21 protein-coding genes and 2 pseudogenes are annotated in these 23,720 nt (G+C 35.9%); 12 read left to right on the forward strand and 11 right to left on the reverse strand.

Annotation, left to right across the window (positions count from 1 at the left end; genetic code table 11):
• The 4 genes and pseudogenes from A9Q93_RS02250 to A9Q93_RS02265 form a co-directional block, all read right to left on the reverse strand.
• A pseudogene (locus A9Q93_RS02250) lies at positions 1–3,378 on the reverse strand (carboxypeptidase); the annotation flags it as partial.
• 84 nt (positions 3,379–3,462) lie between these two features.
• Positions 3,463–3,984 (reverse strand): phage tail protein, encoded by a 522-nt coding sequence (locus tag A9Q93_RS02255; RefSeq protein WP_303685758.1) that lies wholly within the window; start codon positions 3,982–3,984, stop codon positions 3,463–3,465.
• 39 nt (positions 3,985–4,023) lie between these two features.
• Positions 4,024–4,545 (reverse strand): phage tail protein, encoded by a 522-nt coding sequence (locus tag A9Q93_RS02260; RefSeq protein ID WP_303685759.1) that lies wholly within the window; start codon positions 4,543–4,545, stop codon positions 4,024–4,026.
• Between the two features lie 258 nt (positions 4,546–4,803).
• Positions 4,804–5,637, reverse strand: coding sequence for a DUF6252 family protein (locus A9Q93_RS02265; protein ID WP_303685760.1), 834 nt, complete (start codon positions 5,635–5,637; stop codon positions 4,804–4,806).
• A 125-nt stretch (positions 5,638–5,762) separates the two neighbouring features.
• On the opposite strand from A9Q93_RS02265, the gene A9Q93_RS02270 reads away from it, so the two are divergent.
• From A9Q93_RS02270 to A9Q93_RS02290, 5 genes are all read left to right on the forward strand, one after another.
• Positions 5,763–6,266: a 30S ribosomal protein S16 gene (locus A9Q93_RS02270; RefSeq protein ID WP_303685761.1), complete on the forward strand. Its 504-nt coding sequence runs from the start codon at positions 5,763–5,765 to the stop codon at positions 6,264–6,266.
• A gap of 9 nt (positions 6,267–6,275) precedes the next feature.
• On the forward strand, positions 6,276–6,803 hold the full coding sequence (gene rimM, locus A9Q93_RS02275) for a ribosome maturation factor RimM (protein ID WP_303685762.1): 528 nt from the start codon (positions 6,276–6,278) through the stop codon (positions 6,801–6,803).
• An 11-nt stretch (positions 6,804–6,814) separates the two neighbouring features.
• On the forward strand, positions 6,815–7,555 hold the full coding sequence (locus tag A9Q93_RS02280) for a tRNA1(Val) (adenine(37)-N6)-methyltransferase (RefSeq protein ID WP_303685763.1): 741 nt from the start codon (positions 6,815–6,817) through the stop codon (positions 7,553–7,555).
• 128 nt (positions 7,556–7,683) lie between these two features.
• A complete protein-coding gene (locus tag A9Q93_RS02285) occupies positions 7,684–8,868 on the forward strand; it encodes an acyl-CoA dehydrogenase family protein (protein WP_303685764.1) in 1,185 nt (394 codons plus the stop codon).
• 166 nt (positions 8,869–9,034) lie between these two features.
• The gene (locus A9Q93_RS02290) at positions 9,035–9,547 is read left to right on the forward strand and encodes a hypothetical protein (RefSeq protein WP_303685765.1); all 513 of its coding nucleotides are present in this window, start codon (positions 9,035–9,037) and stop codon (positions 9,545–9,547) included.
• Positions 9,548–9,638: 91 nt separating this feature from the next.
• On the opposite strand, the gene A9Q93_RS02295 is transcribed toward A9Q93_RS02290, so the two are convergent.
• From A9Q93_RS02295 to A9Q93_RS02325, 7 genes are all read right to left on the reverse strand, one after another.
• Positions 9,639–9,920 (reverse strand): NifU family protein, encoded by a 282-nt coding sequence (locus A9Q93_RS02295; protein WP_303685778.1) that lies wholly within the window; start codon positions 9,918–9,920, stop codon positions 9,639–9,641.
• A gap of 2 nt (positions 9,921–9,922) precedes the next feature.
• On the reverse strand, positions 9,923–11,065 hold the full coding sequence (locus tag A9Q93_RS02300; protein ID WP_303685766.1) for an Mrp/NBP35 family ATP-binding protein: 1,143 nt from the start codon (positions 11,063–11,065) through the stop codon (positions 9,923–9,925).
• A 134-nt stretch (positions 11,066–11,199) separates the two neighbouring features.
• Complete coding sequence (locus tag A9Q93_RS02305; protein WP_303685767.1) at positions 11,200–11,703, reverse strand: GreA/GreB family elongation factor; 504 nt, start codon at positions 11,701–11,703, stop codon at positions 11,200–11,202.
• Positions 11,696–12,082: a DUF2237 family protein gene (locus A9Q93_RS02310; protein ID WP_303685768.1), complete on the reverse strand. Its 387-nt coding sequence runs from the start codon at positions 12,080–12,082 to the stop codon at positions 11,696–11,698. The genes A9Q93_RS02305 and A9Q93_RS02310 overlap by 8 nt, the downstream gene beginning before the upstream one ends.
• Positions 12,083–12,196: 114 nt before the next feature.
• Positions 12,197–13,594 carry a S9 family peptidase gene (locus A9Q93_RS02315; RefSeq protein WP_303685769.1) on the reverse strand — a complete coding sequence of 466 codons (1,398 nt, stop codon included), beginning with the start codon at positions 13,592–13,594 and terminating at the stop codon, positions 12,197–12,199.
• An 89-nt stretch (positions 13,595–13,683) separates the two neighbouring features.
• Positions 13,684–13,989, reverse strand: coding sequence for a thioredoxin (gene trxA / locus A9Q93_RS02320; RefSeq protein ID WP_303685770.1), 306 nt, complete (start codon positions 13,987–13,989; stop codon positions 13,684–13,686).
• 93 nt (positions 13,990–14,082) lie between these two features.
• Positions 14,083–15,054, reverse strand: coding sequence for a type I phosphomannose isomerase catalytic subunit (locus tag A9Q93_RS02325; protein WP_303685771.1), 972 nt, complete (start codon positions 15,052–15,054; stop codon positions 14,083–14,085).
• A 171-nt stretch (positions 15,055–15,225) separates the two neighbouring features.
• Here A9Q93_RS02325 and uvrC point away from each other — a divergent pair, with 171 nt between their 5' ends.
• The 7 genes and pseudogenes from uvrC to A9Q93_RS02360 all read left to right on the forward strand — a co-directional run.
• On the forward strand, positions 15,226–17,025 hold the full coding sequence (gene uvrC, locus A9Q93_RS02330) for an excinuclease ABC subunit UvrC (RefSeq protein ID WP_303685772.1): 1,800 nt from the start codon (positions 15,226–15,228) through the stop codon (positions 17,023–17,025).
• Entirely contained in the window at positions 17,012–19,252 is a 2,241-nt protein-coding gene (locus tag A9Q93_RS02335) for a patatin-like phospholipase family protein (RefSeq protein ID WP_303685773.1), read from the forward strand. The genes uvrC and A9Q93_RS02335 overlap by 14 nt, the downstream gene beginning before the upstream one ends.
• 169 nt (positions 19,253–19,421) lie before the next feature.
• Positions 19,422–20,576 carry a homogentisate 1,2-dioxygenase gene (locus A9Q93_RS02340; protein WP_303685774.1) on the forward strand — a complete coding sequence of 385 codons (1,155 nt, stop codon included), beginning with the start codon at positions 19,422–19,424 and terminating at the stop codon, positions 20,574–20,576.
• A 30-nt stretch (positions 20,577–20,606) separates the two neighbouring features.
• Entirely contained in the window at positions 20,607–21,266 is a 660-nt protein-coding gene (locus tag A9Q93_RS02345; RefSeq protein WP_303685775.1) for a CCC motif membrane protein, read from the forward strand.
• 106 nt (positions 21,267–21,372) lie between these two features.
• Entirely contained in the window at positions 21,373–22,536 is a 1,164-nt protein-coding gene (hppD, locus tag A9Q93_RS02350) for a 4-hydroxyphenylpyruvate dioxygenase (protein ID WP_303685776.1), read from the forward strand.
• A 90-nt stretch (positions 22,537–22,626) separates the two neighbouring features.
• The gene (locus tag A9Q93_RS02355; RefSeq protein WP_303685777.1) at positions 22,627–23,430 is read left to right on the forward strand and encodes a DUF3108 domain-containing protein; all 804 of its coding nucleotides are present in this window, start codon (positions 22,627–22,629) and stop codon (positions 23,428–23,430) included.
• A 122-nt stretch (positions 23,431–23,552) separates the two neighbouring features.
• Positions 23,553–23,720 (forward strand): annotated as a pseudogene (locus tag A9Q93_RS02360) (tryptophan 2,3-dioxygenase); the annotation flags it as partial.

Consider the following 23,720-nt stretch of genomic DNA (forward strand, 5'->3'; position numbering starts at 1 on the left):
TGCTCCCGAAGAGGTTTGATCAAATCCAGTTGCAGCATCTACCATCCCTACTGTTCCAGAAGCTCCTGTAATATGAGTTCCAAATCCAGATGGAGCAGCACCATTTTCCTGCCATTGAGAATAAATAGTACTCATAGAGGCTACTGGTGAACTTACAAATCGATAGGCGCGACCTCGTACACTGTTGTTTTCTGGCACAAACTGCTCTACCTCTACTAATCCTGAGATACTAGCACTGCTAGACGTAGTTCCTGCAAAATCACTGGACAAAAATACTGCTGTTCGATCAGCAGTAGATTTGAAAGTTATCTTTTTTAGAAAGTTCATAGGACGGTCACTCATTTCAAATCGTTCATAAACATCCATCTTTAAATCTACGTTGACAGAGTTGGTATTTGCATTTTCGTTCAAATAAGCAAATTGAAGTACGTTAGCTAGTCCTGATCCACTTATCGAATTCAGTGACTGATTAGTTGTAATTACAAACGCGGTGTTTGCAGTAAGTGTTCCTCCAATAAGTGGGTTTAATGTACCATCAATTTCCATTTTGGAATTTAATATTAAATTATCATAAGATACACTAGCATTTGGTGCTACATATAAGCTTCCTACGCTAGGAGGAATAGGCTGCATACTATTCATTAATGGCTCTTGAACAGCATCTCCAGCTAGTATCTCTACTCTCTTGTATGGGTTATTCACTACTTCAGGATTACCGTTAGGTGCTTGCCAGCCATTGTTATAGGTATAAATAACTGGCTCAGATACATCGATACAGTAGTCAATGCTGGAATTATCATTACTATACACTTGAACGTAATAAGTCTCCCCAGGTAAAAGTCCTTTAGCATCTATAAAGGTTCCATCTAAGAACTCTAGATTTGGGAATGTGGACGATGAAGAACACAAAATAGCTGAGTTCAACGTAGAAAAATCTCCTGGTATAGTTGGCGCTTCGTACAAAGCTAAAGTCAATGCAATACTTGCTGACTGAGGACCAAAATTATTGATTCCATCATCCGTGATCTTAATTAATGCATCTCCACTTCCTGAGGCTACAAAGGAATACCATTGTGATGAAGCCTGGCTAGGTACTAAGGGCACTCCGGTATCAAAGGCACAATCCGGAATATTTTCTCCTAATTCTAATGTTGAACCTTGGGTGTTATAAATACTTCCTGTACAACCTGCTCCATAAGCTAAAGGTGTAGGAGTTGCAAGATTATCGTTTGAGGTTATGGTAACAACTTGAGATGAACTATTTGAACAAGAACCTGCTGTCGTATAGGTCACTATGTAAGTACCAGTTGTAGATGCTGATAAATCAATTGATCCTGTTGTCCCATTTAAAACTAAACCTAAGCTAGAGGTAAAACTTCCTCCTGTAAGTCCTGTTATAGTAGGTGTAGGGTCTACATCTGTAATTGAATAAGAACTAGATGAATAACTAAAACTAGCATCGTCTAATGCATTTATTGTAACAGAAACGTTAGAACTGTTAGGGCAAGGTCCAGTTGTAGTATATATTACCGTATAGGTACCTGGTGTTGATGCTGATACATCGATTGCTCCAGATGACCCATTTATAGACAAACCTGCGCCTGATGTAAAACTACCGCCGCCTAAACCTGTTACTGTTGGACTAGGGTCTGCTCCATTTACACAATAAGAACTAGATGAATAAGTAAAACTAGGGTCGTCTAGTGCATTTATAGTAACAGAAACGTTAGAGCTATTAGGACATGAGCCTGAAGTAGTATAAGTCACCGTATAGGCACCTGGTGTGGAAGCTGAAACATCTATAGTTCCTGAAGAGGCATTTATAGACAATCCTGCAGTGCTTGAAAAACTTCCGCCGCCTAAACCGGTAATAGTTGGACTTGGATCTGAATCACTTACACAATAAGAACTAGCTGTATAACTAAAGCTTGCATCATCTGCCCCAGAAATACTTATAAATTGATTAGAACTTGCTGAACAAACTCCGCCCGTTGTATACGTTATTTGATAAAAAGCAGGTGACGAAGCAGATAAGTCGATTTGACCTGAGCTACTATTTATAGAGAGTCCTGCTGGAGAACTGGTAAATGTACCACCTGATGTTCCAGATATAGTAGGAGAAACATCTGCACCATTGGAGCAATAACTAAAACTAGAGTAACTAAAGTTAGCACTATCTGCTCCATTAATGATCACATTTACACTAGAGCTATTAGGACAAGTACCTGAAGTTGTATATGTGATAGAGTAATTTCCTGGAGTAGACGCTGATAAATCGATAAAACCATTTGATGGATTCAAAGACAATCCAAAAGAGCTAGAAAACGTACCACCAGTTGATCCAGTTATAGTAGGAAACGGATCTGAATCACTCGTACAATATGAGGATGCAGAATAACTGAAACTGGCATCATCAACCGCAGTAGGATTAATAGTAATGGTATTACAACTGCTAGGAGTCGTACATCCGCCTTCTCCTCTAATATAATATGTTGTTGAGGTATTTATTGCTGGGATTAAAAATGTTCCTGTTCCTGTTGTCCCAATCAATGTGCCTCCACATGAGCCTGTATAAATATGCCATGCCGTAGCATCATTCAAATTTCCAGAAATATTGATTGTTGCAGATGAACCTACACAAACAGTACTAGGTGAGCTAGAAAGAGTAGGGATGCTTGGTTCATTACAAACAGGTCCTTGACTTACCGCTTGCACCTTAAGTTCATCGATAGCTATCTCTTCTTGTACACCAAAATTCAAACGAACTCTAACTCTCATATTCGTTCCCAAAACAGCAGATCCTGCTCTAGAATTAAGATTATACGATACATCGCGCATCACATTGGTAGTTCTTACTGTGGCAAAACCATTTAAATTGTCATCTTCATAGAAATTAAAAATAGAACCATCTTTAACACCTCTAAATTCAGCAATTTTAATCCAGGTACTCGAGCCGTCAAGTGCATATTCAACAATCAAATAATTAGAAGTTTCATATCTATTACTGCCATCATTAGTCGCTCCTACTTTTAAACTTACAGACATATCTACTGCTCCAGCTATATTAAAAGAATTTGTTGTTAATTGAATTTCCCCAATACCTCCAACATATCCATCAAAATCTTCTCCAACGATGATATTTGCACCTTCAAAATTGGTAGGCTGTACATCAATCGCAGAATTACCAGATGGCACACCTCTTAAAAAATAATCAGATGGAGGATTGAAATTTGTAAAACCCAAAGGGTTACCAAAAGAGTTGGTAAGATTATAGGTATCTTGATCTGATCCTTCAAAACCGTTTGAGTACAATGTAACCTGTGCATGTAAGCTGACGGCACAGAACATGAACAATGCTGAGAGTAATAATTTTTTCATAATATATTTTAATTAAACACGATTTTATAATAAACAATCAAGGTGCTAGCATCAAATATGCTAGCACCTAAAAAAATAAATTTATCAATTCCTAGATGGAAATGTTCCTTGCATTGCTATAATATAATTAATACCTAGGTAGGGATTTCTAGATGGAAAAGGTTGTTGACCACCAGTATTCCCTAACTCTACACTTCCTATACTCAATGATGTATTGGGACTAGCTTCTACAAAAATTTCAGAAGCTCCAATTGAGACTGTATTTCCAGGAGAATCATCATCACCAGCTACGCTTGAAACCTTGATTTCTCCTGTATGACTGTGATTAGGAAGATTTAATAAATTTAAATTGATTTGCTCTATTCCACCTCTAGCACCCAACTTGATCTCAGATAAACCTGGGCCTCTTCCTTTATGTATGGGTGACCTACTTCTAAAATCTGGTAGGGCAAATGATGTTCTTCCATCACCACCGTATGTAGTTCCTAAAATCGAAAAAAGCGCAGAATATTGACTTATAGCAAGTAATTGTCCGTCACATAAAGACCAGCCTCTTGGGGCAAAGTTCCCAGCGAACATTACTATTTCTCCTAAAAATGGATTCATAATTTGAGATTTAAATGGTTAGTTAAATTTATTATACTACTAATTTCTAGAAGGAAAAATACCCTGCATAGCAATTATAAAGTTCACTCCTTCAAAAGGGTTTCTCATATAAAAAGACTGTTGCCCACCTGTAGCAGCTGTTTGAACACTCCCAGGTGCTAATGCCGTATTTGCTGCACCTTCTGCAAAAATTTCTGATGATCCTATTGAAGAGCTTGCGCTTGGACTATCGTCGTCTGCAGCGGCGTTAGAAACTTTCATAGAACCTATGTGTGAATGTGAAGGCATCTCATTAACAGTAAGTGTATGATATTCCTCTCCACCTCTTTGACCCAATTTGATATTAGATAAGCCAGGTCCTGTTCCTGGATGTATTGCAGCTCTACCTCTTAAGTCTGGCAATGCAAAAGTGCTTCTCCCATCGCCACCATAGGTTGTTCCTAAAATTGAAAATAGAGCTGAATTAGATGAAATCGGTAACAGCTGGCCGTCACAAAGTGCCCAGCCTCTTGGTGCAAAATTTCCTGCAAAGGACACTATTTGCCCTATAAATGGATCCATAATATTTGAGTTTTTTGGTTATTAGTTTGTTAAATGTACAACAAAACCAAATCAACTCAATCACATAAAAACCTGTTTTTAAATAATTTAAGTAATTATACTCAATGCTTAGTGGGTATATTTACCCATATTATTAAGCGTTTATACTATCCTGTATCAGGATAAGTTAAGTTAAATCAAAAAAAGATCTAAAGCTTCCATAAAAAAAGGCTCTCTAAAATTTCTAGAGAGCGTTAATGGAGAATGTGTTTTTAAGTTTTAGTAAGATATACTAAAGGAACCGTTTGTAATATTAAAATTATTTGGAGGACCAGTCATAAAGCTGAAGGTACCAGTAATTGTATTGTTAGCAGAATCAACTGCGGTAATATTCAAATCACCACTTACTGCTTCGGCTACGTTTGCTCCATCTACATAAGCAGCAGAATAGGTAGTAGCAGCTCCTCCTAAGGTATAGGTTCCCATGGTAATATCATCTGGCAAGGTTAAAATAATAGAGCCATTACCATTACTTCCTGTTATGGCAAGAATCCCTCCACTTGCAACTCCATTTACAAGAGTAGGGTTTAAATTATTACCGTCTATAGTCGCGTTAAAAGAATTAGAAACCGATCCTCCAGCACCATTTCCTAATGCCGTGCCAAAAGGTACTTGAAATATAACACCACGACGCATATATAAAGAATCTGCATTATTTGCTAGATAACTAACAAAACTAAATTCACCAGTAACACCAGACAACTCATTAACTGAAGTAAGTCTTACCTCTCCTGTACCGTTACCAAAACTAGTAGAAAATGTATCTGCTCCATTGAAAATATATATTGCCTCACTTTGCGATCCAGAACCTAAACGATATGTACCGACACTATCATCTTCTAACCTCAACTCTAGAGTCTCTAAAGGTGTCTGGCCAAATAAAGATAAACTCCCATCTGCATTTACCGTAGCACTCATACGGTCAGATCTAAAAAACTCACCATTACGTACTGCTTGCAAAGCAGGAACATTATCATCATCAAGATTTTCTTCACAAGAAATGAATGAAAAAACAGCTAATGCTATTATTAAATAAATGCCTATCGTTCTCATAGTAAAAAAAGTGTTTAAGCAAATGTAAATAAAATATCAAGATATGATGTATATAATTAAATAAATGATATTTTTGCAAACTCAAATTAATAATCAGGGTCGGGCACCCATAAACTTTAATAGTTATGCCAGTAAAAATTAGATTACAAAGACACGGTAAAAAAGGAAAACCATTTTATTGGATCGTTGCTGCAGATGCAAGATCAAAAAGAGATGGTAAATATCTTGAAAAATTAGGTACTTACAACCCTAATACTAACCCAGCAACAGTAAACTTAGATGTTGACGGTGCTGTTACATGGTTAGAAAATGGAGCACAACCTACTGACACTGCACGTAACTTGTTAAGTTATAAAGGTGTTATGATGAAAAAACACCTTAAAGGTGGTGTTAAAAAAGGTGCCTTTACAGAAGAACAAGCTGAAGAAAAATTCAATGCTTGGTTAACTGAAAAAGAAGCTAAGATAGCTGGTAAAGCATCTGGACTTCAAGCTGAAGCAGACGCTGCTGCAGCTAAAGCGCTTGAAGCTGAAAAAGCAGTAAATGAAGCACGTATCGCTGCAAATACTCCAGAAGTAGTTGAAGAGCCAGCTGCAGAAGGTGATGACGCAACAGGAGAAGAAGAATAAATTATTATCATGCGTAAACAAGATTGTTTTTACGTAGGTACAATAGTTAACAAATTCAGTTTTAAAGGTGAACTGTTAGTCAAGCTTGACACAGATGAGCCTGAGCTTTTTACAGAAATGGAATCAGTTTTTATCGAGATCGGTAAAAACTTGGTTCCATTTTTTATTGAAAAAAGTCAACTTCACAAATCTTTACTTCTAAGATTAAAAATAGAAGATATTGATGATGAAGCTACTGCAGATAGCATGATGAAAAGAGATCTGTATTTACCTCTTTCATTTTTACCTAAGCTAGAGGGAAATAAATTCTACTTTCATGAAGTTATTAATTTTAAAATGGTAGATTCAAATCACGGTGATATAGGTGTAATTACCGGAATAAATGACACTACCACTCAAGCGTTATTTGAAGTAGATTTTAACGGTAATGAAATTCTCATACCCTTGAACGATCACTTCATTGATCAAGTAGACCGCAAAAATAAAACGATACACGTGACCACACCTGATGGTCTTATCGATCTTTATTTAGAATAACTAATACCTAAATGAGCCTTTTTAAATTTAAAGAATTCTGTGTTGCACAGGACCGTTGCGCTCAAAAAATAGGTACCGACGGTGTTCTTCTAGGAGCCTGGACTGACCCAATTAAAACCCCAGAAAACATTCTAGATGTAGGTACAGGAACAGGTGTGATATCACTCATGCTTGCTCAACGATATCATCTATCTCATATTGAAGCACTAGAAATAGATGATAACGCCTTTGAACAGGCCTCAGAAAATTTTGAAAACAGTCCATGGGGCGATAGGCTTTTTTGTTATCACTCATCCTTTCAAGAATTTTATGAAGAGGTAGACGATCGTTTTGACCTCATTGTTAGTAATCCACCTTTTTATAACGCAAGTAGCTTGAAAAATGAAGCGATTATTGAAGACAAACGCAGGCAAGCAAGATTTGACGATGCCTTACCATTTGAAGAATTAGTTTATGGTGTTTACAGACTTCTTTCCATAGATGGGACATTCTCATGTATTATTCCCAAAGAAAGAGAAAAGCGCTTTCTAGAAATCACATCACATTTTCAGCTCGAGCCAGTACGCACCACTTACGTTAAAGGTAATGATAACAGCCCTGTAAAAAGGTGTTTGATGGAATTCCGCTTTCGCGAAAGCGTTACAGAAACAGACACTACAAATAAATCTGATAATCTTACTATAGAAATAGCCAGACATAAATATACAGACGCTTATAAAAAGCTCACCAAGGATTTTTATCTAAACATGTAAGTCTATAACTTTAAAAATATCTCTAAATTTCTACTGATAAACCGTTTGTAGATTGCTATTTTTACGACTCATAGAAAACAGCTTAACGACTACTCTAACGATATCGTAGTCCTATTAAATAATACTAGATGAAACCAGACCTATTTGAAGCACCAGATTACTATAACATTGATGACCTCTTAACTGAAGAGCATAAAATGATAAGAGACGCAGCGCGCTCCTGGGTAAAGCGTGATGTTTCTCCCATTATTGAGCAAGCAGCACAAGATGCAAAGTTTCCTAAGAGCATCATCCCTGGATTAGCATCCATAGGTGCTTTCGGTCCCTACATTCCCGAAGAGTATGGCGGCTCTGGACTTGATCAAATTTCTTATGGACTTATCATGCAAGAGATTGAGCGTGGTGATAGCGGTGTGCGATCTACAGCATCTGTACAATCTTCATTAGTAATGTATCCTATATGGAAATACGGTAGTGAAGAGCAAAAGCAAAAATTCCTTCCTAAATTAGCTAGTGGTGAGTTCATGGGATCCTTTGGACTTACAGAGCCAGATCACGGATCTAATCCCGGAGGAATGATTACTAATTACAAAGATGCTGGCGATGGAGAAAATATTATATTAAACGGTGCAAAACTATGGATTTCTAATAGTCCTTTTTGTGATGTTGCAGTTGTATGGGCAAAAAATGAGGAAGGCCGTATTCATGGCGTTATCGTAGAACGTGGCATGGAAGGTTTTTCTACTCCAGAAACACATAACAAATGGTCTCTTAGAGCTAGTGCTACAGGAGAACTCATCTTTCAAGATGTAAAAGTTCCTAAGTCAAATATCTTACCTAACAAATCTGGACTAGGTGCACCTTTAGGGTGTTTAGATTCGGCTAGATTTGGAATCGCTTGGGGTGCAATAGGTGCTGCTATGGATTGTTATGATACCGCATTACGTTATGCAAAACAGCGCATACAATTCGGTAAACCTATCGCTGCTTTCCAATTGCAACAAAAGAAACTTGCAGAAATGATTACTGAAATCACCAAAGCTCAACTACTAGCTTTACGTTTAGGCCAGCTTAAAAATGAAGATCGTGCTACAAGTGCTCAAATCTCTATGGCAAAACGTAACAACGTAGAAATGGCAATTAAAATAGCTCGTGAGGCAAGACAAATCTTAGGAGGAATGGGAATCACAGGAGAATACAGCATCATGCGTCACATGATGAATCTTGAAAGTGTGATTACTTATGAAGGTACTCATGACATTCACTTATTAATCACTGGATTAGATATTACAGGTGAGAATGCTTTTAAATAATTGTAAGTTGATAGAAGCCTTTGAGTAAATCTAATGAACTAGAATAAATCCATTTAATTTTTAAAAACATAAAAGTTAGATATTATTAGACGCAACTATTAGAAGAGATGTGCATCTATTTCATAGGAATTAAAACCTAATTCTATTTCAATTAAAAAAGATTCTTATGAAATCACCTAAATTACTTAGCCTTTTAATAGCTTCCTTATTCTTATTTGCTTTTCAATGCGATTCTGACGAGATTCCTGTTTATTTATTAGACACAGAAAATTTAGCTGGCACATATGTGGTAACTGAATTTAGTGGCACAACAACAGAAACTGATACTGATGGAGTCACAATAGACGTTCTAACTTCTAGGTTCACAGCTACCGATTTTCAAAATGCTACGATTACTTTTACAAGCAATGGAAATGTATCTTCTACTGGTTCATATACCTTAAACGTAGTAGAAACAGATAATGGTGTAAACAATACTTATACTGAAAATGATGATCTCGATATAAATGGCTCGTATACATTAAATGGAAACACAATTATCCTTCCCGATGTAGATGGCGCTACGACAACAATTAGAAATTTTTCTGAAAATGGATTGCAACTCGTATTACAAGAACTTGTGACAGATACGGATTATAGATATGAAGCTCAGGCAACTTTCACTTTAGAAAGACAATAGCCTTAATACTTTAAATAAAAATAATTAATTGTGAACAAAAAAGTCAGCTCAATTACATGAGCTGACTTTTTTATACAAGTTTGATTATAGTTTACAAATCAATAGAATCTCTATGATCCTCTTTGAGTGTTTCACCGCTTACATCTTTAACGGTAAGTATCTGAGGTGCGTGCTTTTTAATCGTAAGTTCTACTCCAGACTTAAGAGTCATTTGATTAACACTACATCCCACACAGGTTCCTAGAAGTCGCACCTTTACATGCTTATCGTCTTCGATAGAAACTAGCTCTATATCTCCATGATCACGCTGTAAAAAAGGTCTAATTTCCTCTAGTCCAGCCTCTACTGCGGTTTTTAATTCTAGTCCAGTCATCATTATTTCTTATTTACAGCACTACAGCCAGCCATAGTAGTTATTTCTATCGCCTTAGTAGGTGGTAAAGCGTCATTTCTACGCACCGTTTCTTCCACTACTTTCTTAGTAATTTCTATAAAGGCGTTTTCTATATCGGTTCCATCTTGCATTGCTGCTGGTCTACCTACATCTCCTGCCTCTCTAATGGATTGTATTAAAGGCAATTCACCTAAAAACGGAATATTCAAATCTTCAGAAAGATTTCTCGCACCGTCTTTACCAAAAATATGATACTTATTCTCTGGCAATTCTGGTGGAGAGAAATAAGCCATGTTCTCAACAATTCCTAATACTGGCACATTTATACTTTCTTGCTGAAACATTGCTACTCCTTTGCGAGCATCTGCTAGCGCAACGGTTTGTGGTGTAGAAACAACTACTGCTCCAGTAAGTGGTAAAGACTGCATAATGCTCAAATGTATATCTCCTGTTCCTGGTGGAAGATCTACTATAAGAAAATCAAGATTTCCCCATGCAGCATCAAAAATCATTTGATTCAACGCTTTGGCTGCCATCGGACCTCTCCATACCACTGCCTGATCTGGCTGGGTAAAGAATCCTATAGATAGTATTTTAACTCCATAGCTTTCTACAGGCTTCATCTTTGACTTACCATCTACATTTACAGAAAGTGGTTTCTCATTGATGATATCAAACATAATCGTCGCACTAGGCCCGTAAATATCAGCATCTAGAAGCCCGACTTTAAAGCCCATTTTAGATAATGTTACAGCAAGATTTGCGGTAACTGTAGATTTTCCTACGCCACCTTTACCAGACGCCACAGCAATTATATTATCAATACCAGGAATAGGCTTTCCTTTAATTTCAGGTTTTTTATCTGCAGCTGCTGCAGCTTCTACCTTTAAATTAACTTTTACCTGCGCCTTTTGATATACTTCTTTGTGGATTGCTTGTAAAATGGAAACCTCTGTTTTTTTCTTGGCTTGAAGACTATGATTATTGATAGTTACGTCTACCACAACTTCATCACCAAAAACAAGAACGTTTTTAACCGCTCCACTCTCTACCATATTTTGCCCTTCTCCTGGAACCGAAATGGTTTCCAGCGCTTTAAGGACATCTTTCTTTTCTATTTTCATCTTGTAATTTAGAGTCTGACAAAGATAACTCTCAAAGCTCTTAGTTAAAAATCATTCTAAATAAAAGACATAGATTGTTCTTATACCGCTTTCGCGAAAGCGTATTTAAACAAGCTTACATAATTTTATATATTTTATTGATAATGAATACTTTCTATTAAAAGCGGTCTTATTTCATTTCCCAACTTAAAATGAACCTTATCACCTACTTGAGCTCCTGTAAGAGCTTTAGCAATAGGAGTAGTAAATGAAATTTTACCTTGAGCAACATTGGCTTCATCGACACCGGTAATAGTTATTTTTTGACTAGAGTTAGAGTTTAAGTTTTTGAAGATTACCGTAGCTCCAAAGCGCACCTCATCTTGCGGTTGCGACTTTAAATCTATAGGTCTTGCTGTGGCGATACGTTCTTTGAGTAAATTTATTTTTCCCTGAATAAGAGTTTGCTCACGCCTTCTTTCAGTTTCATCTTCTATTTCAATAGAAGAGAAATCGTTTTCTAACCCTTGAAGCTCTTCTTTTAACTCGATAAAACCAGATGGAGTCACATAATTTACAACACCATCGGGCAACACTGCTCTTTGCGGTATAACTACCGGTTCTTCTTGATCGCCTTCTCTTACAAAACCTCTACTCATCTATAGCATATTTTTGTAATAAATCTATCGTAGTGTATTCTAAAGCTTTGTCATCAGTAGATTTGAGTGATATCTTAGGAGCTACTCCTGCCTTTTCGGCTTCAAGCCATCGTAAAATACATAAGCACCACTTGTCGCCAGGTTTCAAGCCTGGGAATTGATATGCAGGTATAGGTCTGGTGAGATCGTTTCCTTTAGATTTTGTAAATTCTAGAAATTCTTGGGTCATTATGGCGCATACTACGTGCGTGCCTTGATCTTCATTTGCAGTACGGCAATAACCATCTCTCCAGTAACCAGTCATAGGATCAATACAACAAGATTCTAATGTGGTTCCTAGAACATTTAGTGCTTTGGGTTTTTCTGTGGTTTGTGACATACTAGTAAAGTATATAAAAAGGGTTAATACAAATGTTAGAAACTTTGAATACATGATAGTCTTTCTAGATAAGTCCCTATTTTTATAAAGAAATAACATTCAATTACAGACTGTTTAAAATCTTTGATTAATCCATGAAGACATCAACTCTAATGCTGCCGGATCAAAAGTTTCTTCAATTGTCTCGTATTCTATTGCGCTACCAGTTGTCGCATTCTGAAATAAATGATTCAAGCCGGGCAGCTCTTTTATAGTGACGTCTTTATTTTTCGCTTTCGCGAAAGCGGATTTCATACCATCTAAATTGATCTCTGGTATTACTTGGTAATCTAGGGAACCATTGATGGCAAGAACTGGACAGGTTACTTTAGATAAATTATTTTTAGGATCGTATCTTAAGAAATAACGCATCCACTCGTTAGAAAACTGAGAACTCAGAGTATTTGCAAAAGAATCTGTGTATTTAGCCTTCAAATTGGTAGGTGCTTCTTCAGCAATACTATTTAAATTTTTTTTTAATTCTTCATTCATCTCTGCAGTAGTAAGCTTTTCAGACGCCACTATTTTATCAAACAGTTGTTGCATCATTTTCATTTCAAAATCTAAATCGGCTGGATTTGCCCCAGCGAGCTCTGCAGATTTTCTCAACTGTGGTAATAAAACTTTATCTCCTCTAACACCTGGACCGGCAAGTGAGATGAAAAAAGCAACATCATTTTCTTTATTTGCAATGACTATGGGAGCAATAAGACCACCTTCACTATGACCTATCAGACCTATTTTATTTTGATCAACGTCATTGCGCGACTTCAAGTAAGAAATTGCAGCTTCCACATCTGTAGCAAAGTCTGCGCTAGTGGCGCCTTTTTGTGTTCCTTCAGATTGTGCCACACCTCTATCGTCATAGCGCAATACAGCAACACCGTTTTGAGTAAGATGATGTGCAATAACTAGAAACGGCTTATGACCTAACAACTCTTCATTACGATCTTGAGGACCTGATCCTGAGATTAAAATAGCAACTGGTGGATTTTTAATATTATTAGGCAAAGTTAAAGTTCCTGCAAGATTGATTTCTCCAGCCTTAGGATTTTTGAAAACTACCTCTTCTACCTGGTATGGAAAAGGTGGTTTAGGTTCTTGAGGTCTATTTAATTTTTCTTCTACGTAAGCTTTTTTTTCTAAAAGCATAGGTGTTGAGAACGTTCCTTGTGAAAAGGTACCATTGATTTTTTCACCTTCTATCTTGCCCGTATACTTTATTTTAAAAGACGCAAGAGACATGTTGATTTGGTCACCATCAACAGTAATTTCTGAAACTGGAAGAAAAGTTTTTGATTGTTTAGGAGACTGCATTTTTGCAGTATACACTCCATCGCTTTGTGATATTTCAAAAACTAGAGGTAACCCTTGAACAGCTCCTGTCCATGAACCTTCAAAATTTTGAGCAAAAGAAATAAAGCTACCTAAAAAGATGGCAATTAAAAGCGTGGAATTCTGGACTAGTTTCATAAGATTGTTTTTAGGTCGTGTTATGCCTGTTTAATACTTATAGTTAATAAGATTAATGAGCAAAGTAACTTTAAAGTTACTGATTAAAACTAAACCGCTGCTGCTGCTTTATCAATTTGAGCTTTCAACTCATGTAAAGGTTGTACTCCAGCTCCTTTCCAAATTTGTTTACCGTTCTTAAAAATCATAAAAGCAGGAACTCCTCTTATTTGAAATTTAGTTGCAAGCGCTTGATTTTTATCTACATCAATTTTTAAGATACGTACGTTATCACCTAGTTCTTCTTTTAATTTATCTAAAACAGGCATCATAGTTTGACAAGGTCCACACCATGTGGCAAAAAAGTCAATTAAAACCGGCGTATCACTATTTGTTATTTCTTTAAAACTAGACATAAGATTTTATTTAAGTATGAACGATATACAAAGATAAAAAGCAGTCGAAGCTTTATTCAAAATCAAAACCTAAAGTTTACCCTAGTGAAATCGCTACATGTAGATTTCTAGTAGCTCCATATGTGTTGCTTCTAATTGTACGTCTGCTAATCCTGCAGGAAGTAATAAACACTCACCGAAACCCAATTTATAACTCATTCCATCATTAATCAAAGTACCGTTTCCTTTGACACACATATAAATTACAAATGAATCTAAATGTGAATAATCTCTTTTCAAATTGCCTTGAACTTGTAGAAAATTAGAATTAAAAAAAGGCGTGTTAATTAGTTCGTTAGTCTGGTTTATTTTCCTGTCATAATCGGTATGATAAGAATCTTGCAGTTCAAAATCTATGGCGTCTAGCGCATGATCTGTATGTAATTGACGTTTCTTGCCCGTGACAGCATCTTTACGGTCATAATCATATATACGATAGGTCACGTCAGAAGATTGCTGAATCTCTGCAAGCACAACACCTTTTCCTATGGCGTGTATTCTACCTGTAGGAATGTAAAAGGCATCACCTTCACTTACTTTAATTTCATTTAAAACATCTGTAAGTGTATTATTTTTAAGGTGTTCTTGATAAGATTCCTTATCTATTTCTTGATTAAATCCTACAGTTATAGTGGCATCTTCAAAAGATGGCATGATGTACCACATTTCATTTTTCCCAAAGGAATTGTGACGCTCTTTAGCCAGTTGATCATTAGGATGCACTTGTATAGAAAGAGGCTTTTTTGCATCTATAAATTTGATAAGTAAGGGAAACTCGCCTTTATATTTTTTATAAACAGATTTCCCTATAAAATCTTCGTGATAAACAGTGACCAACTCATTAATGGTTTTACCTGCATAAACTCCATTTTCCACTAGGGTCTCACTTCCTGGAACTGCACTAATTTCCCAAGTTTCACCTATAGATTCTTCATCATAATCTTTACGAAAATGTGTTTTAAGACGTTCTCCACCCCAAATACGGTAGTGAAATACAGGTTTAAATTTTAGGGGATAAAATTTCATTAATGACTTGATAATAGCACAGTGCCGCAATTTAACATATCGATAGCACAATTGCTACTATTTTATAATAGAGATGTTTTATAAGTTTCGCTTTCGCGAAAGCGAAACAAGCATAAACTTCTATTAAAAACAACTTTGCAAAGTGATCAATATTCCTATCTTTACTGTGCTATGGAATTACCACCTCTTGAGGTACAAATCAAAACCTTACCACTCTCGCCTGGAGTCTATTTGTATTTTGACAAAAAGGACAGACTTCTCTATGTAGGAAAAGCTAAAAAGCTAAAAAAACGCGTCTCATCTTATTTTAATAAGAATCACGATAGTTACCGTATTAAAACGATGGTTAAAAACATCCATCGTATTGAACATATAGTGGTAGAAACCGAGACCGACGCCTTACTACTAGAAAATAGCTTAATAAAAAGTCGCAATCCACGATATAATATTATGCTGCGCGATGACAAGACCTATCCATGGTTAGTCATTAAAAAAGAACGTTTTCCTAGAGTTTTCCTCACGCGTAAAATGATCAAAGATGGCAGTGAATATTACGGCCCTTATACCAGTGTAAGAACGGTGCGAACTTTACTAGAATTAGTAAAAACCTTATATCCTATAAGAACTTGTAATTACGACTTACAGCAAGACAAAATTAATGAAGGTAAATTCAAATTATGCCTAGAATACCATATAGGCAACTGTAAAGGACCATGCACAGGTTTACAAAATGAGGTGCAATACAATAGAAGCATCGAGGCCATAAGAGGAATTGTTAAGGGTGATTTTAAAGAAGCGGTTTCTTATTTTACAGAATTGATGCAAGAGCATGCTGCAAATATGGAATTTGAGGAAGCACAATTGCTCAAGGAAAAATTAGAGATTCTTACCAGATATCAGGCAAAATCTACTGTGGTGAATCCTAATATCTCAAATGTAGATGTGTTTACCATTGTAAGTGATGAGGCTGCAGGATATGTGAATTACTTGCAAATTAATCACGGTGCAATCACTCGTTCTCATACCATGGAGCTTAAAAAACAGCTGGATGAGACCGACAAAGAGCTTCTAGAATTAGCCATCATAGAAATACGCAATAGATTTGACTCTCAATCTAGAGAAATCTACACTCAGTTTGATGTGGAGCTAGGAGAAAACCTCAAAGTAACCATACCCAAACTAGGTGATAAAAAACGAGTGGTAGATCTGTCAGAACGCAATGCAAAGTTCTTTAGACAGGAACAATTTAAAACAATAAAAATAGTCGATCCAGATAGACATACTAATCGATTAATGGCTCAAATGAAAGCAGATTTGAGGCTGGATGAAGAGCCGCGACACATGGAATGTTTTGATAACTCAAATATTCAAGGTACTAATCCTGTAGCCGCCTGTGTGGTATTTAAAAACGGTAAGCCCAGTAAAAAAGACTATAGAAACTTTAATATCAAAACTGTAGAAGGTCCAGATGACTTTGCCAGTATGGAAGAAGTTGTTTATCGACGTTATAGAAGGTTACTAGAAGAAGACCAGCCACTACCTCAACTTGTTATCGTAGATGGAGGAAAAGGACAGCTTTCTAGTGGTGTGACTGCATTAGAGCGATTAGGTTTAAGAGGTAAAGTTCCCATCATAGGAATTGCAAAACGCCTGGAAGAGTTGTTTTATCCTAACGATCCTGTACCTTTATATTTAGACAAAAGGTCTGAAACCCTAAAAGTCATACAGCACATGCGCAATGAAGCGCACCGCTTCGGTATCACGCACCACAGAAACAAAAGGAGCAAACAAGCTATCGAGACAGAGCTTGATGAAATTCCAGGAATAGGAGAAAAAACAGTAATTGAACTTTTAAAACACTTTAGAAGTGTAAAGCGCGTTAAAGAGGCAAGTAAAGTAGAACTATCTGAAATAGTAGGAGTTTCAAGAGCTCAAAAAATAATTAATTTTTATAAAGATGAAGAAGAGTAGCATCATTTTTCTTTTTATTGTTCTCGCTTTTGCAAAAGCAGATTCTCTTCTTGCTCAAGAGAATACAACATCTCAACGGCCTAAAATAGGTCTGGTGCTATCTGGTGGTGGCGCAAAAGGCCTTGCTCATATAGGTACTTTAAAGATCATCGACTCACTGGGTATTAAAGTAGATTACATAGCTGGTACAAGTATGGGCGCTATTATAGGGTCTGCTTACGCATCTGGTTATACTGGTAAGCAATTAGATTCTGTTTTTAGAACTATAGATTTTGATAAAGTCATTTCTGATGAGATACCGCGTAGTTCAAAAACATTTTTTGAACGTAGAAGTAATGAAAAATATGCGATTACATTACCTTTTAAAGATTTTCAAGTACAACTACCTTCTTCATTAAGTAAAGGTCAAAACATTTATGACTTGTTATCTGGACTGCTGTATCATGTCAAGGATATTCATGATTTTAGTGAATTACCCATACCTTTTATATGTATCGCAACAGATGTTACCACAGGAGAAGAAGTCGTATTAGAAAATGGATATTTACCTAAAGCTGTTAATGCTAGTGGTGCTTTGCCATCACTTTTTGCTCCTGTAGAAATAAATGGTAGGCTACTAATCGATGGTGGAGTGACAGATAATTACCCTATCGATAAATTAAGAGATCGCGGTATGGACATTATTATAGGAGTAGATGTACAAGATGATCTTAAATCTCTAGAAGAGCTGGACAGTGCGCTAGATATACTCTCTCAAATTAATAACTTTAGGACTATTAATGACATGAAGATCAAAGCTCCTAAGACTGATGTATATATACTGCCAGATATATCAGAGTTCTCAGTAGTGTCTTTTGAAAAAGGAAGAGAAATCATTGGTAAAGGTGAGATAGCGGCACGCAATGAGATAGCCAGTTTACAGCGGTTATCTTCTAAAGATTACCTCAAGCCTGATCTTGAAATCAAAGCGCGAGATAGCGTGTACATTAATGAAATAAAAGTTGATGGTAATAACGACTATACCAGAGCATATATAGTAGGAAGGTTCAAGGTGAAAACTCCAGGTAAAATTGCTTATAATGATATCAACATAGCAATCAACAACTTGCAAGCATCAGATAATTTTACAAAAATCAATTACGAAATTTTAGGTACTGGAAATGATGCCACGTTAAATATAGAAGTTCTAGAAAGTGAAGTGCGCAATTACTTGCGTTTAGGATTGCATTATGACGAGTTGCTTAGAAGTGCAGCTTTAATTAATCTCTCTAGAAAAAATGTTCTTTTTAACAGTGACATTATCTCTGCAGACGCAATTGTAGGTGATAATCTCAGGTACAATTTTGATTATTACATTGATAAAGGAAGGTACTGGTCCATAGGTATTCACAGTGAATTTTTGAAATTTGAAAAAGACGTAAAAGCATCTTTAATACAAGAGTTAGGTAGCATTTCATCTCTAGGCGTTAACAATTTAGATTTAGAATATAGAGACTGGACGCAGCAGTTATATGTACAAACCAGATTAAATAAATCTATTAATTTCATAACAGGAGCTGAAGTTAAAACATTAGACATTTTTACTGAAACGCTTACGACACCAGATCCAGATGATAATGATGTTACCAACTTTTCTAACGGGACTTTAGGAAGTGTTTACGGTAAAGTACTTGTAGATTCTTATGATAACGCCTTCTTACCATCTTCAGGATGGAGAATTGATGGAGATTTTCACATATACGTTTTCAATACCGAATTTGGCGAGCGCTTTAAGGAGTTTTCTATTGCTCAATTACAAGTAGGACGCGCACATAGTTTTGGAAACTTAACGTTACGAGGTGATGCTCACGTAGGAATTACCATAGGTGATACAGATAACTCTGCAATGGACTTTATATTAGGAGGTTATGGCTCACGTCGCATTAATAATCTCATTCCATTCTTTGGGTATGATTTTGTTAGCGCTGGTGGAAACTCTATCATCAAGGCATTATTTGAGGTGGACTATGAAATTTTTAAAAAAAATCATATTATTTTCAGTTCTAATTTTGCAAGCGTTCAGGACGACCTTTTTGAAACAGACGACTGGTTTACAAACGCACAATATACTGGTTATGCGATAGGTTATGGAATGGAAACCTTTCTAGGACCTATTGAAGTGAAGTATACTTTTTCTCCACAGCAAGATGATGGTCAGTTCTTTGTGAATCTAGGTTTCAGATTTTAAAAATTTATAAAAAGTTACAAATGAGATAGAAGAGTTCTCGCTTTCGCGAAAGCGAAATTCTTAAAACAGCTCTACCCATAAAATTGTTCATGATTTTATTTAAATAAATCCTTTATGTCATGGAATGGTCTAAATAATTTCCGAAATTTGAGAGATTTAACTTGTTACTATGCCATTTTATCACAAATTAGGAAAAATACCACCTAAAAGACATACGCAGTTTAGAAAACCTGATGGGACTCTATATTCAGAACAGCTATTTGGCACTATAGGTTTTGATGGAATGTCAACAAATTCTTACCATGTTCACCGTCCAACGATGGTTAAGGAAATTAGGAATCAATACAGCGTTAAACCAGAGATTGCCTTAAAAAATCATATCAAATCTTATCGACTAAGAGGTTTTCAAATAGCGCCAGAAAAAGATTACCTACAAAGTAGAAAAACTGTGCTTATCAATAGTGACTGTGCAATTATACTAGCGGCACCACAAGAATCTACTAAAGATTATTTCTACAAAAATAGTGATGCAGACGAGCTTTTATTTATACACAAAGGTTCTGGCACATTGAGAACTCATTTAGGTAATCTAAAATTTAAATACGGTGATTACTTATTAATCCCAAGGGGAATTATCTATAAGATCGATTTTGATACAGAAGATAATAGATTGTTTATTGTAGAAAGTAGACGACCTATATATACACCTAAACGTTACAGGAACTGGTTCGGTCAGTTATTAGAACACTCTCCATTTTGTGAACGTGATTTAAGAAGACCAGAAACTCTCGAGACACATGATGAAAAAGGTGAGTTTATAATTAAGGTTAAAAAACAAGATGATATTTTTGAAATGGTCTACGCATCGCATCCATTTGATGTGGTAGGTTATGATGGGTATAATTTCCCTTATGCATTTTCTATTCATGATTTTGAACCTATAACGGGACGCATTCATCAACCGCCGCCAGTGCATCAAACATTTGAGACTGATGCTTTTGTGGTATGTAGTTTTGTTCCTAGATTATATGATTACCATCCTAACAGCATTCCTGCGCCCTATAATCATAGTAACATAGATAGTGATGAAGTACTGTACTATGTAGATGGAGATTTTATGAGTCGTAATGACATAGATGCTGGACACATAAGCTTGCATCCAGCTGGTATTCCTCATGGGCCGCATCCTGGAACGGTAGAAAAAAGTATAGGCAAAGTAAAAACAGAAGAACTAGCTGTTATGGTAGACACTTTTAAACCATTAATGGTAACTAAAGAAGGACTAGAAATTGCTGATGATAGTTACCACAAAAGCTGGTTGTAATAAATTATTTTTGCTTAAAACATAATTACATTGGAAAATAACACACCTCATTCTTCAAACCAGCCTAACAACGGTAATTCTGGTCAGCAACCTTATCAAAATCAAGGACAGCAGCAATCTAGACATAATATGTATCAAGATCAATGCAATTATCAATTTCCATATCAAGGAGAAAAACTCCCTGGAGATCCTAGTGCGCTTACTTTAGGTATCGTTTCTATAGTTTTATTCTTTATGGGTTGTGTATGTTATGGCATTCCATCTATCATTACCTTAATTTTAGGTATTATAGGACTAGTAATTGCAAATAAAAATTTAAAGATATATAAAGAAGATCCTTCAAAATTTAGTCAAAGCACTATAAAAAGTGTCAATGCTGGTAGAATAATTAATATCATTAGTGTCTCTTTATCTGGACTGACCTGCCTTATCTTTTTAGTGATCGCGTTGTTCTTTGGAGGACTTTTTCTATCAATCATGAACGGAGAATTTGAAGGTTTTGAAGATTTTAAAAATCAGCAAGAACAAGAATCCTTATATGAAGAAGATGACTCTTATTTTGAGGAGGATTGGGAATACAATGATAATGATGCAGAGGAATCTGTAGAATCAGAAAATGATTCTATTATAGAAATAGAAGAAATAGAAATTGAGGAAGAGCAAGAGGTTGAAGAATTAATAGAACAATAAAATGGTAATTATAAGAATGGATGTAACAGCGCATTGTAGAGCGATGTGGTAACTATAATAAGCATTTTACACTTATTATTATTTATTATCAATTAAAAAACACATTATGGCAGCCGAAATAAAAAACCTCAAAGATTTACAAAACACAGAATATTCACTTAAAAAACTTTTCAAAGAAGCAGAAGACTTTCTTCCACTACTAGGAACGGACTATGTAGAACTTTACGTAGGTAATGCAAAGCAAAGTGCTCACTTCTATAAAACGGCTTTTGGTTTTCAATCAGAAGCTTACGCTGGCTTAGAAACAGGATTAAAGGATCGAGTATCTTATGTTCTAAAGCAAGGTAAAATAAGATTAGTGCTCACTACTCCACTTCAAAAAGGCGGTGAGCTTAACGAGCACATTAACATACACGGTGATGGTGTTAAGGTCGTAGCCCTATGGGTAGAAGATGCTAGAAAAGCCTTTGAAGAAACGACTAAAAGAGGTGCAAAACCCTACATGGAGCCTACCGTAACATCTGATGAGCATGGAGAGGTAGTACAATCTGGAATTTATACCTACGGTGAAACGGTCCACATGTTTGTAGAACGTAAAAATTACAACGGGATATTCCTGCCTGGATTTAAGAAATGGGAATCTCATTATAATCCAGAACCAGTAGGACTTAAATTTATCGATCACATGGTAGGTAATGTAGGCTGGGATGAAATGAATACCTGGTGTAAATTTTATGGAGAGGTTATGGGGTTTGCGCAAATCATCTCCTTTGCAGATGATGACATTTCTACGGAATACACGGCGCTCATGAGTAAAGTGATGAGCAATGGAAATGGACGTGTAAAATTTCCTATTAATGAACCTGCAGAAGGTAAGAAAAAATCACAAATTGAAGAATACTTAGACTTTTATAACGGCCCTGGTGTACAGCATATAGCAGTAGCAACAGATGATATTGTTGCAACAGTAAGCGCCATGCGCGAGCGAGGCGTAGAATTTCTATACGTACCAGAAGAATATTATGATGACCTATTAGAACGAGTAGGAGAAATTGATGAAGATGTAGAAGTACTCAAGAAACACGGCATTTTAATAGACCGCGATGAAGAAGGCTACCTGTTACAACTGTTTACTAAAACTGTAGTAGATAGACCTACCATGTTCATAGAAGTAATTCAACGTAAGGGTGCTCAATCCTTTGGAGTTGGTAATTTTAAAGCTCTATTTGAAGCCATAGAAAGAGAGCAAGCCTTAAGAGGTACTTTATAATAAAATGATAGTGAAGCAGTTATCATTTTGGAATAAACTTTGTAAAGGTTGTAATAGAAGGCGCAATGTCTTCATTTAATTATACTTTGTATGAGAAAGATTATTTTTTTAATGATAACTGTATTTACTGTAACAACAGCATTTACACCTGTTCATAACACCATAGAACCTGTAGAGGAGCAGCTTGCTTTTAAAAATGGTGAGTGGTTCAAGTTTAGAATACACTATGGAATTTTTAATGCTAGTTATGCAGAGCTTAAAGTAAATAAGTCGCGACTTAAAGGTAAACCAGTCTATCATATCAAAGGAACCGGAAAATCTACAGGCCTTTTACATTTATTCTTTAAAGTAGACGATAACTATGAAACCTACATAGACCGCAAGACGGTAAAACCATATCGATTTATTAGAAAAATAGACGAAGGCGGCCACACAAAAGATATCCAGATAGATTTTGACCATGACGCTGGTACAGCACTTGTACATGATAAAAAACATAAAACTAAATCAACTGTAGACATTGCTCCATCTACACAAGACATGATGAGTGCCTTTTACCATTTGAGGAATATGGTAGATATAAATGATCTTAAACTAGGAGATGAGTTTACTTTACCCATGTTTTTTGACAAAGAAAATTTTGATTTTAAATTGAAATATTTAGGAGAAGAAGTCGTAAAAACTAAATTTGGTAAAGTAGCTTCCTTAAAATTTAGACCTTATGTGCAATCTGGTAGAGTCTTTAAAGAAGAAGAAAGTTTAACCGTGTGGATTTCTAAAGATGAGAATAAAATACCTTTAAAAATAAAGGCAAAACTTGCAGTAGGATCCCTTACTGCAGATCTGGATGCCTTTAAAGGATTGAAACACTCTTTTCAAATTATAGCAAATTAAATCACATTCTTGATTAACAGATTAGTATCATTTTAAAGTTATTTATCGTTAACTCCACACCGTAAAGAATTGTTAAAAACCCTAGGGTTCATTACTTTTGTAAGTCATTTTTAATGAACCTAATGTCTACAGAAATAAGCCCAGAGATTGCCAGCCGGATTAAGTTACTTGAGGACAAGTTCAAACATTCTGGTCAAGACATGCTTTCTTATCTTGATGGCCTACTATACGATACTTATACAACTTATTGGGATTATATAAGACTTGATACATTGCTCAGTCTTCAAGTC

Origin of the sequence: Nonlabens dokdonensis, assembly GCF_002162835.1 — a bacterium.
GTDB lineage: Bacteria > Bacteroidota > Bacteroidia > Flavobacteriales > Flavobacteriaceae > Nonlabens > Nonlabens dokdonensis_B.

Excerpts from the sequence above, each read along its gene's own strand:
- A9Q93_RS02295 (WP_303685778.1), bottom strand. The coding sequence starts at position 9,920 with ATGACTGGACTAGAATTAAAAACCGCAGTAGAGGCTGGACTAGAGGAA.
- A9Q93_RS02265 (WP_303685760.1), bottom strand. The coding sequence starts at position 5,637 with ATGAGAACGATAGGCATTTATTTAATAATAGCATTAGCTGTTTTTTCA.
- A9Q93_RS02355 (WP_303685777.1), top strand. The coding sequence starts at position 22,627 with ATGAGAAAGATTATTTTTTTAATGATAACTGTATTTACTGTAACAACA.
- A9Q93_RS02310 (WP_303685768.1), bottom strand. The coding sequence starts at position 12,082 with ATGTCACAAACCACAGAAAAACCCAAAGCACTAAATGTTCTAGGAACC.
- A9Q93_RS02305 (WP_303685767.1), bottom strand. The coding sequence starts at position 11,703 with ATGAGTAGAGGTTTTGTAAGAGAAGGCGATCAAGAAGAACCGGTAGTT.
- A9Q93_RS02290 (WP_303685765.1), top strand. The coding sequence starts at position 9,035 with ATGAAATCACCTAAATTACTTAGCCTTTTAATAGCTTCCTTATTCTTA.
- A9Q93_RS02285 (WP_303685764.1), top strand. The coding sequence starts at position 7,684 with ATGAAACCAGACCTATTTGAAGCACCAGATTACTATAACATTGATGAC.
- A9Q93_RS02315 (WP_303685769.1), bottom strand. The coding sequence starts at position 13,594 with ATGAAACTAGTCCAGAATTCCACGCTTTTAATTGCCATCTTTTTAGGT.
- uvrC (WP_303685772.1), top strand. The coding sequence starts at position 15,226 with ATGGAATTACCACCTCTTGAGGTACAAATCAAAACCTTACCACTCTCG.
- hppD (WP_303685776.1), top strand. The coding sequence starts at position 21,373 with ATGGCAGCCGAAATAAAAAACCTCAAAGATTTACAAAACACAGAATAT.
- rimM (WP_303685762.1), top strand. The coding sequence starts at position 6,276 with ATGCGTAAACAAGATTGTTTTTACGTAGGTACAATAGTTAACAAATTC.
- A9Q93_RS02300 (WP_303685766.1), bottom strand. The coding sequence starts at position 11,065 with ATGAAAATAGAAAAGAAAGATGTCCTTAAAGCGCTGGAAACCATTTCG.
- A9Q93_RS02255 (WP_303685758.1), bottom strand. The coding sequence starts at position 3,984 with ATGAATCCATTTTTAGGAGAAATAGTAATGTTCGCTGGGAACTTTGCC.
- A9Q93_RS02270 (WP_303685761.1), top strand. The coding sequence starts at position 5,763 with ATGCCAGTAAAAATTAGATTACAAAGACACGGTAAAAAAGGAAAACCA.
- A9Q93_RS02340 (WP_303685774.1), top strand. The coding sequence starts at position 19,422 with ATGCCATTTTATCACAAATTAGGAAAAATACCACCTAAAAGACATACG.
- trxA (WP_303685770.1), bottom strand. The coding sequence starts at position 13,989 with ATGTCTAGTTTTAAAGAAATAACAAATAGTGATACGCCGGTTTTAATT.
- A9Q93_RS02335 (WP_303685773.1), top strand. The coding sequence starts at position 17,012 with ATGAAGAAGAGTAGCATCATTTTTCTTTTTATTGTTCTCGCTTTTGCA.
- A9Q93_RS02260 (WP_303685759.1), bottom strand. The coding sequence starts at position 4,545 with ATGGATCCATTTATAGGGCAAATAGTGTCCTTTGCAGGAAATTTTGCA.
- A9Q93_RS02325 (WP_303685771.1), bottom strand. The coding sequence starts at position 15,054 with ATGAAATTTTATCCCCTAAAATTTAAACCTGTATTTCACTACCGTATT.
- A9Q93_RS02280 (WP_303685763.1), top strand. The coding sequence starts at position 6,815 with ATGAGCCTTTTTAAATTTAAAGAATTCTGTGTTGCACAGGACCGTTGC.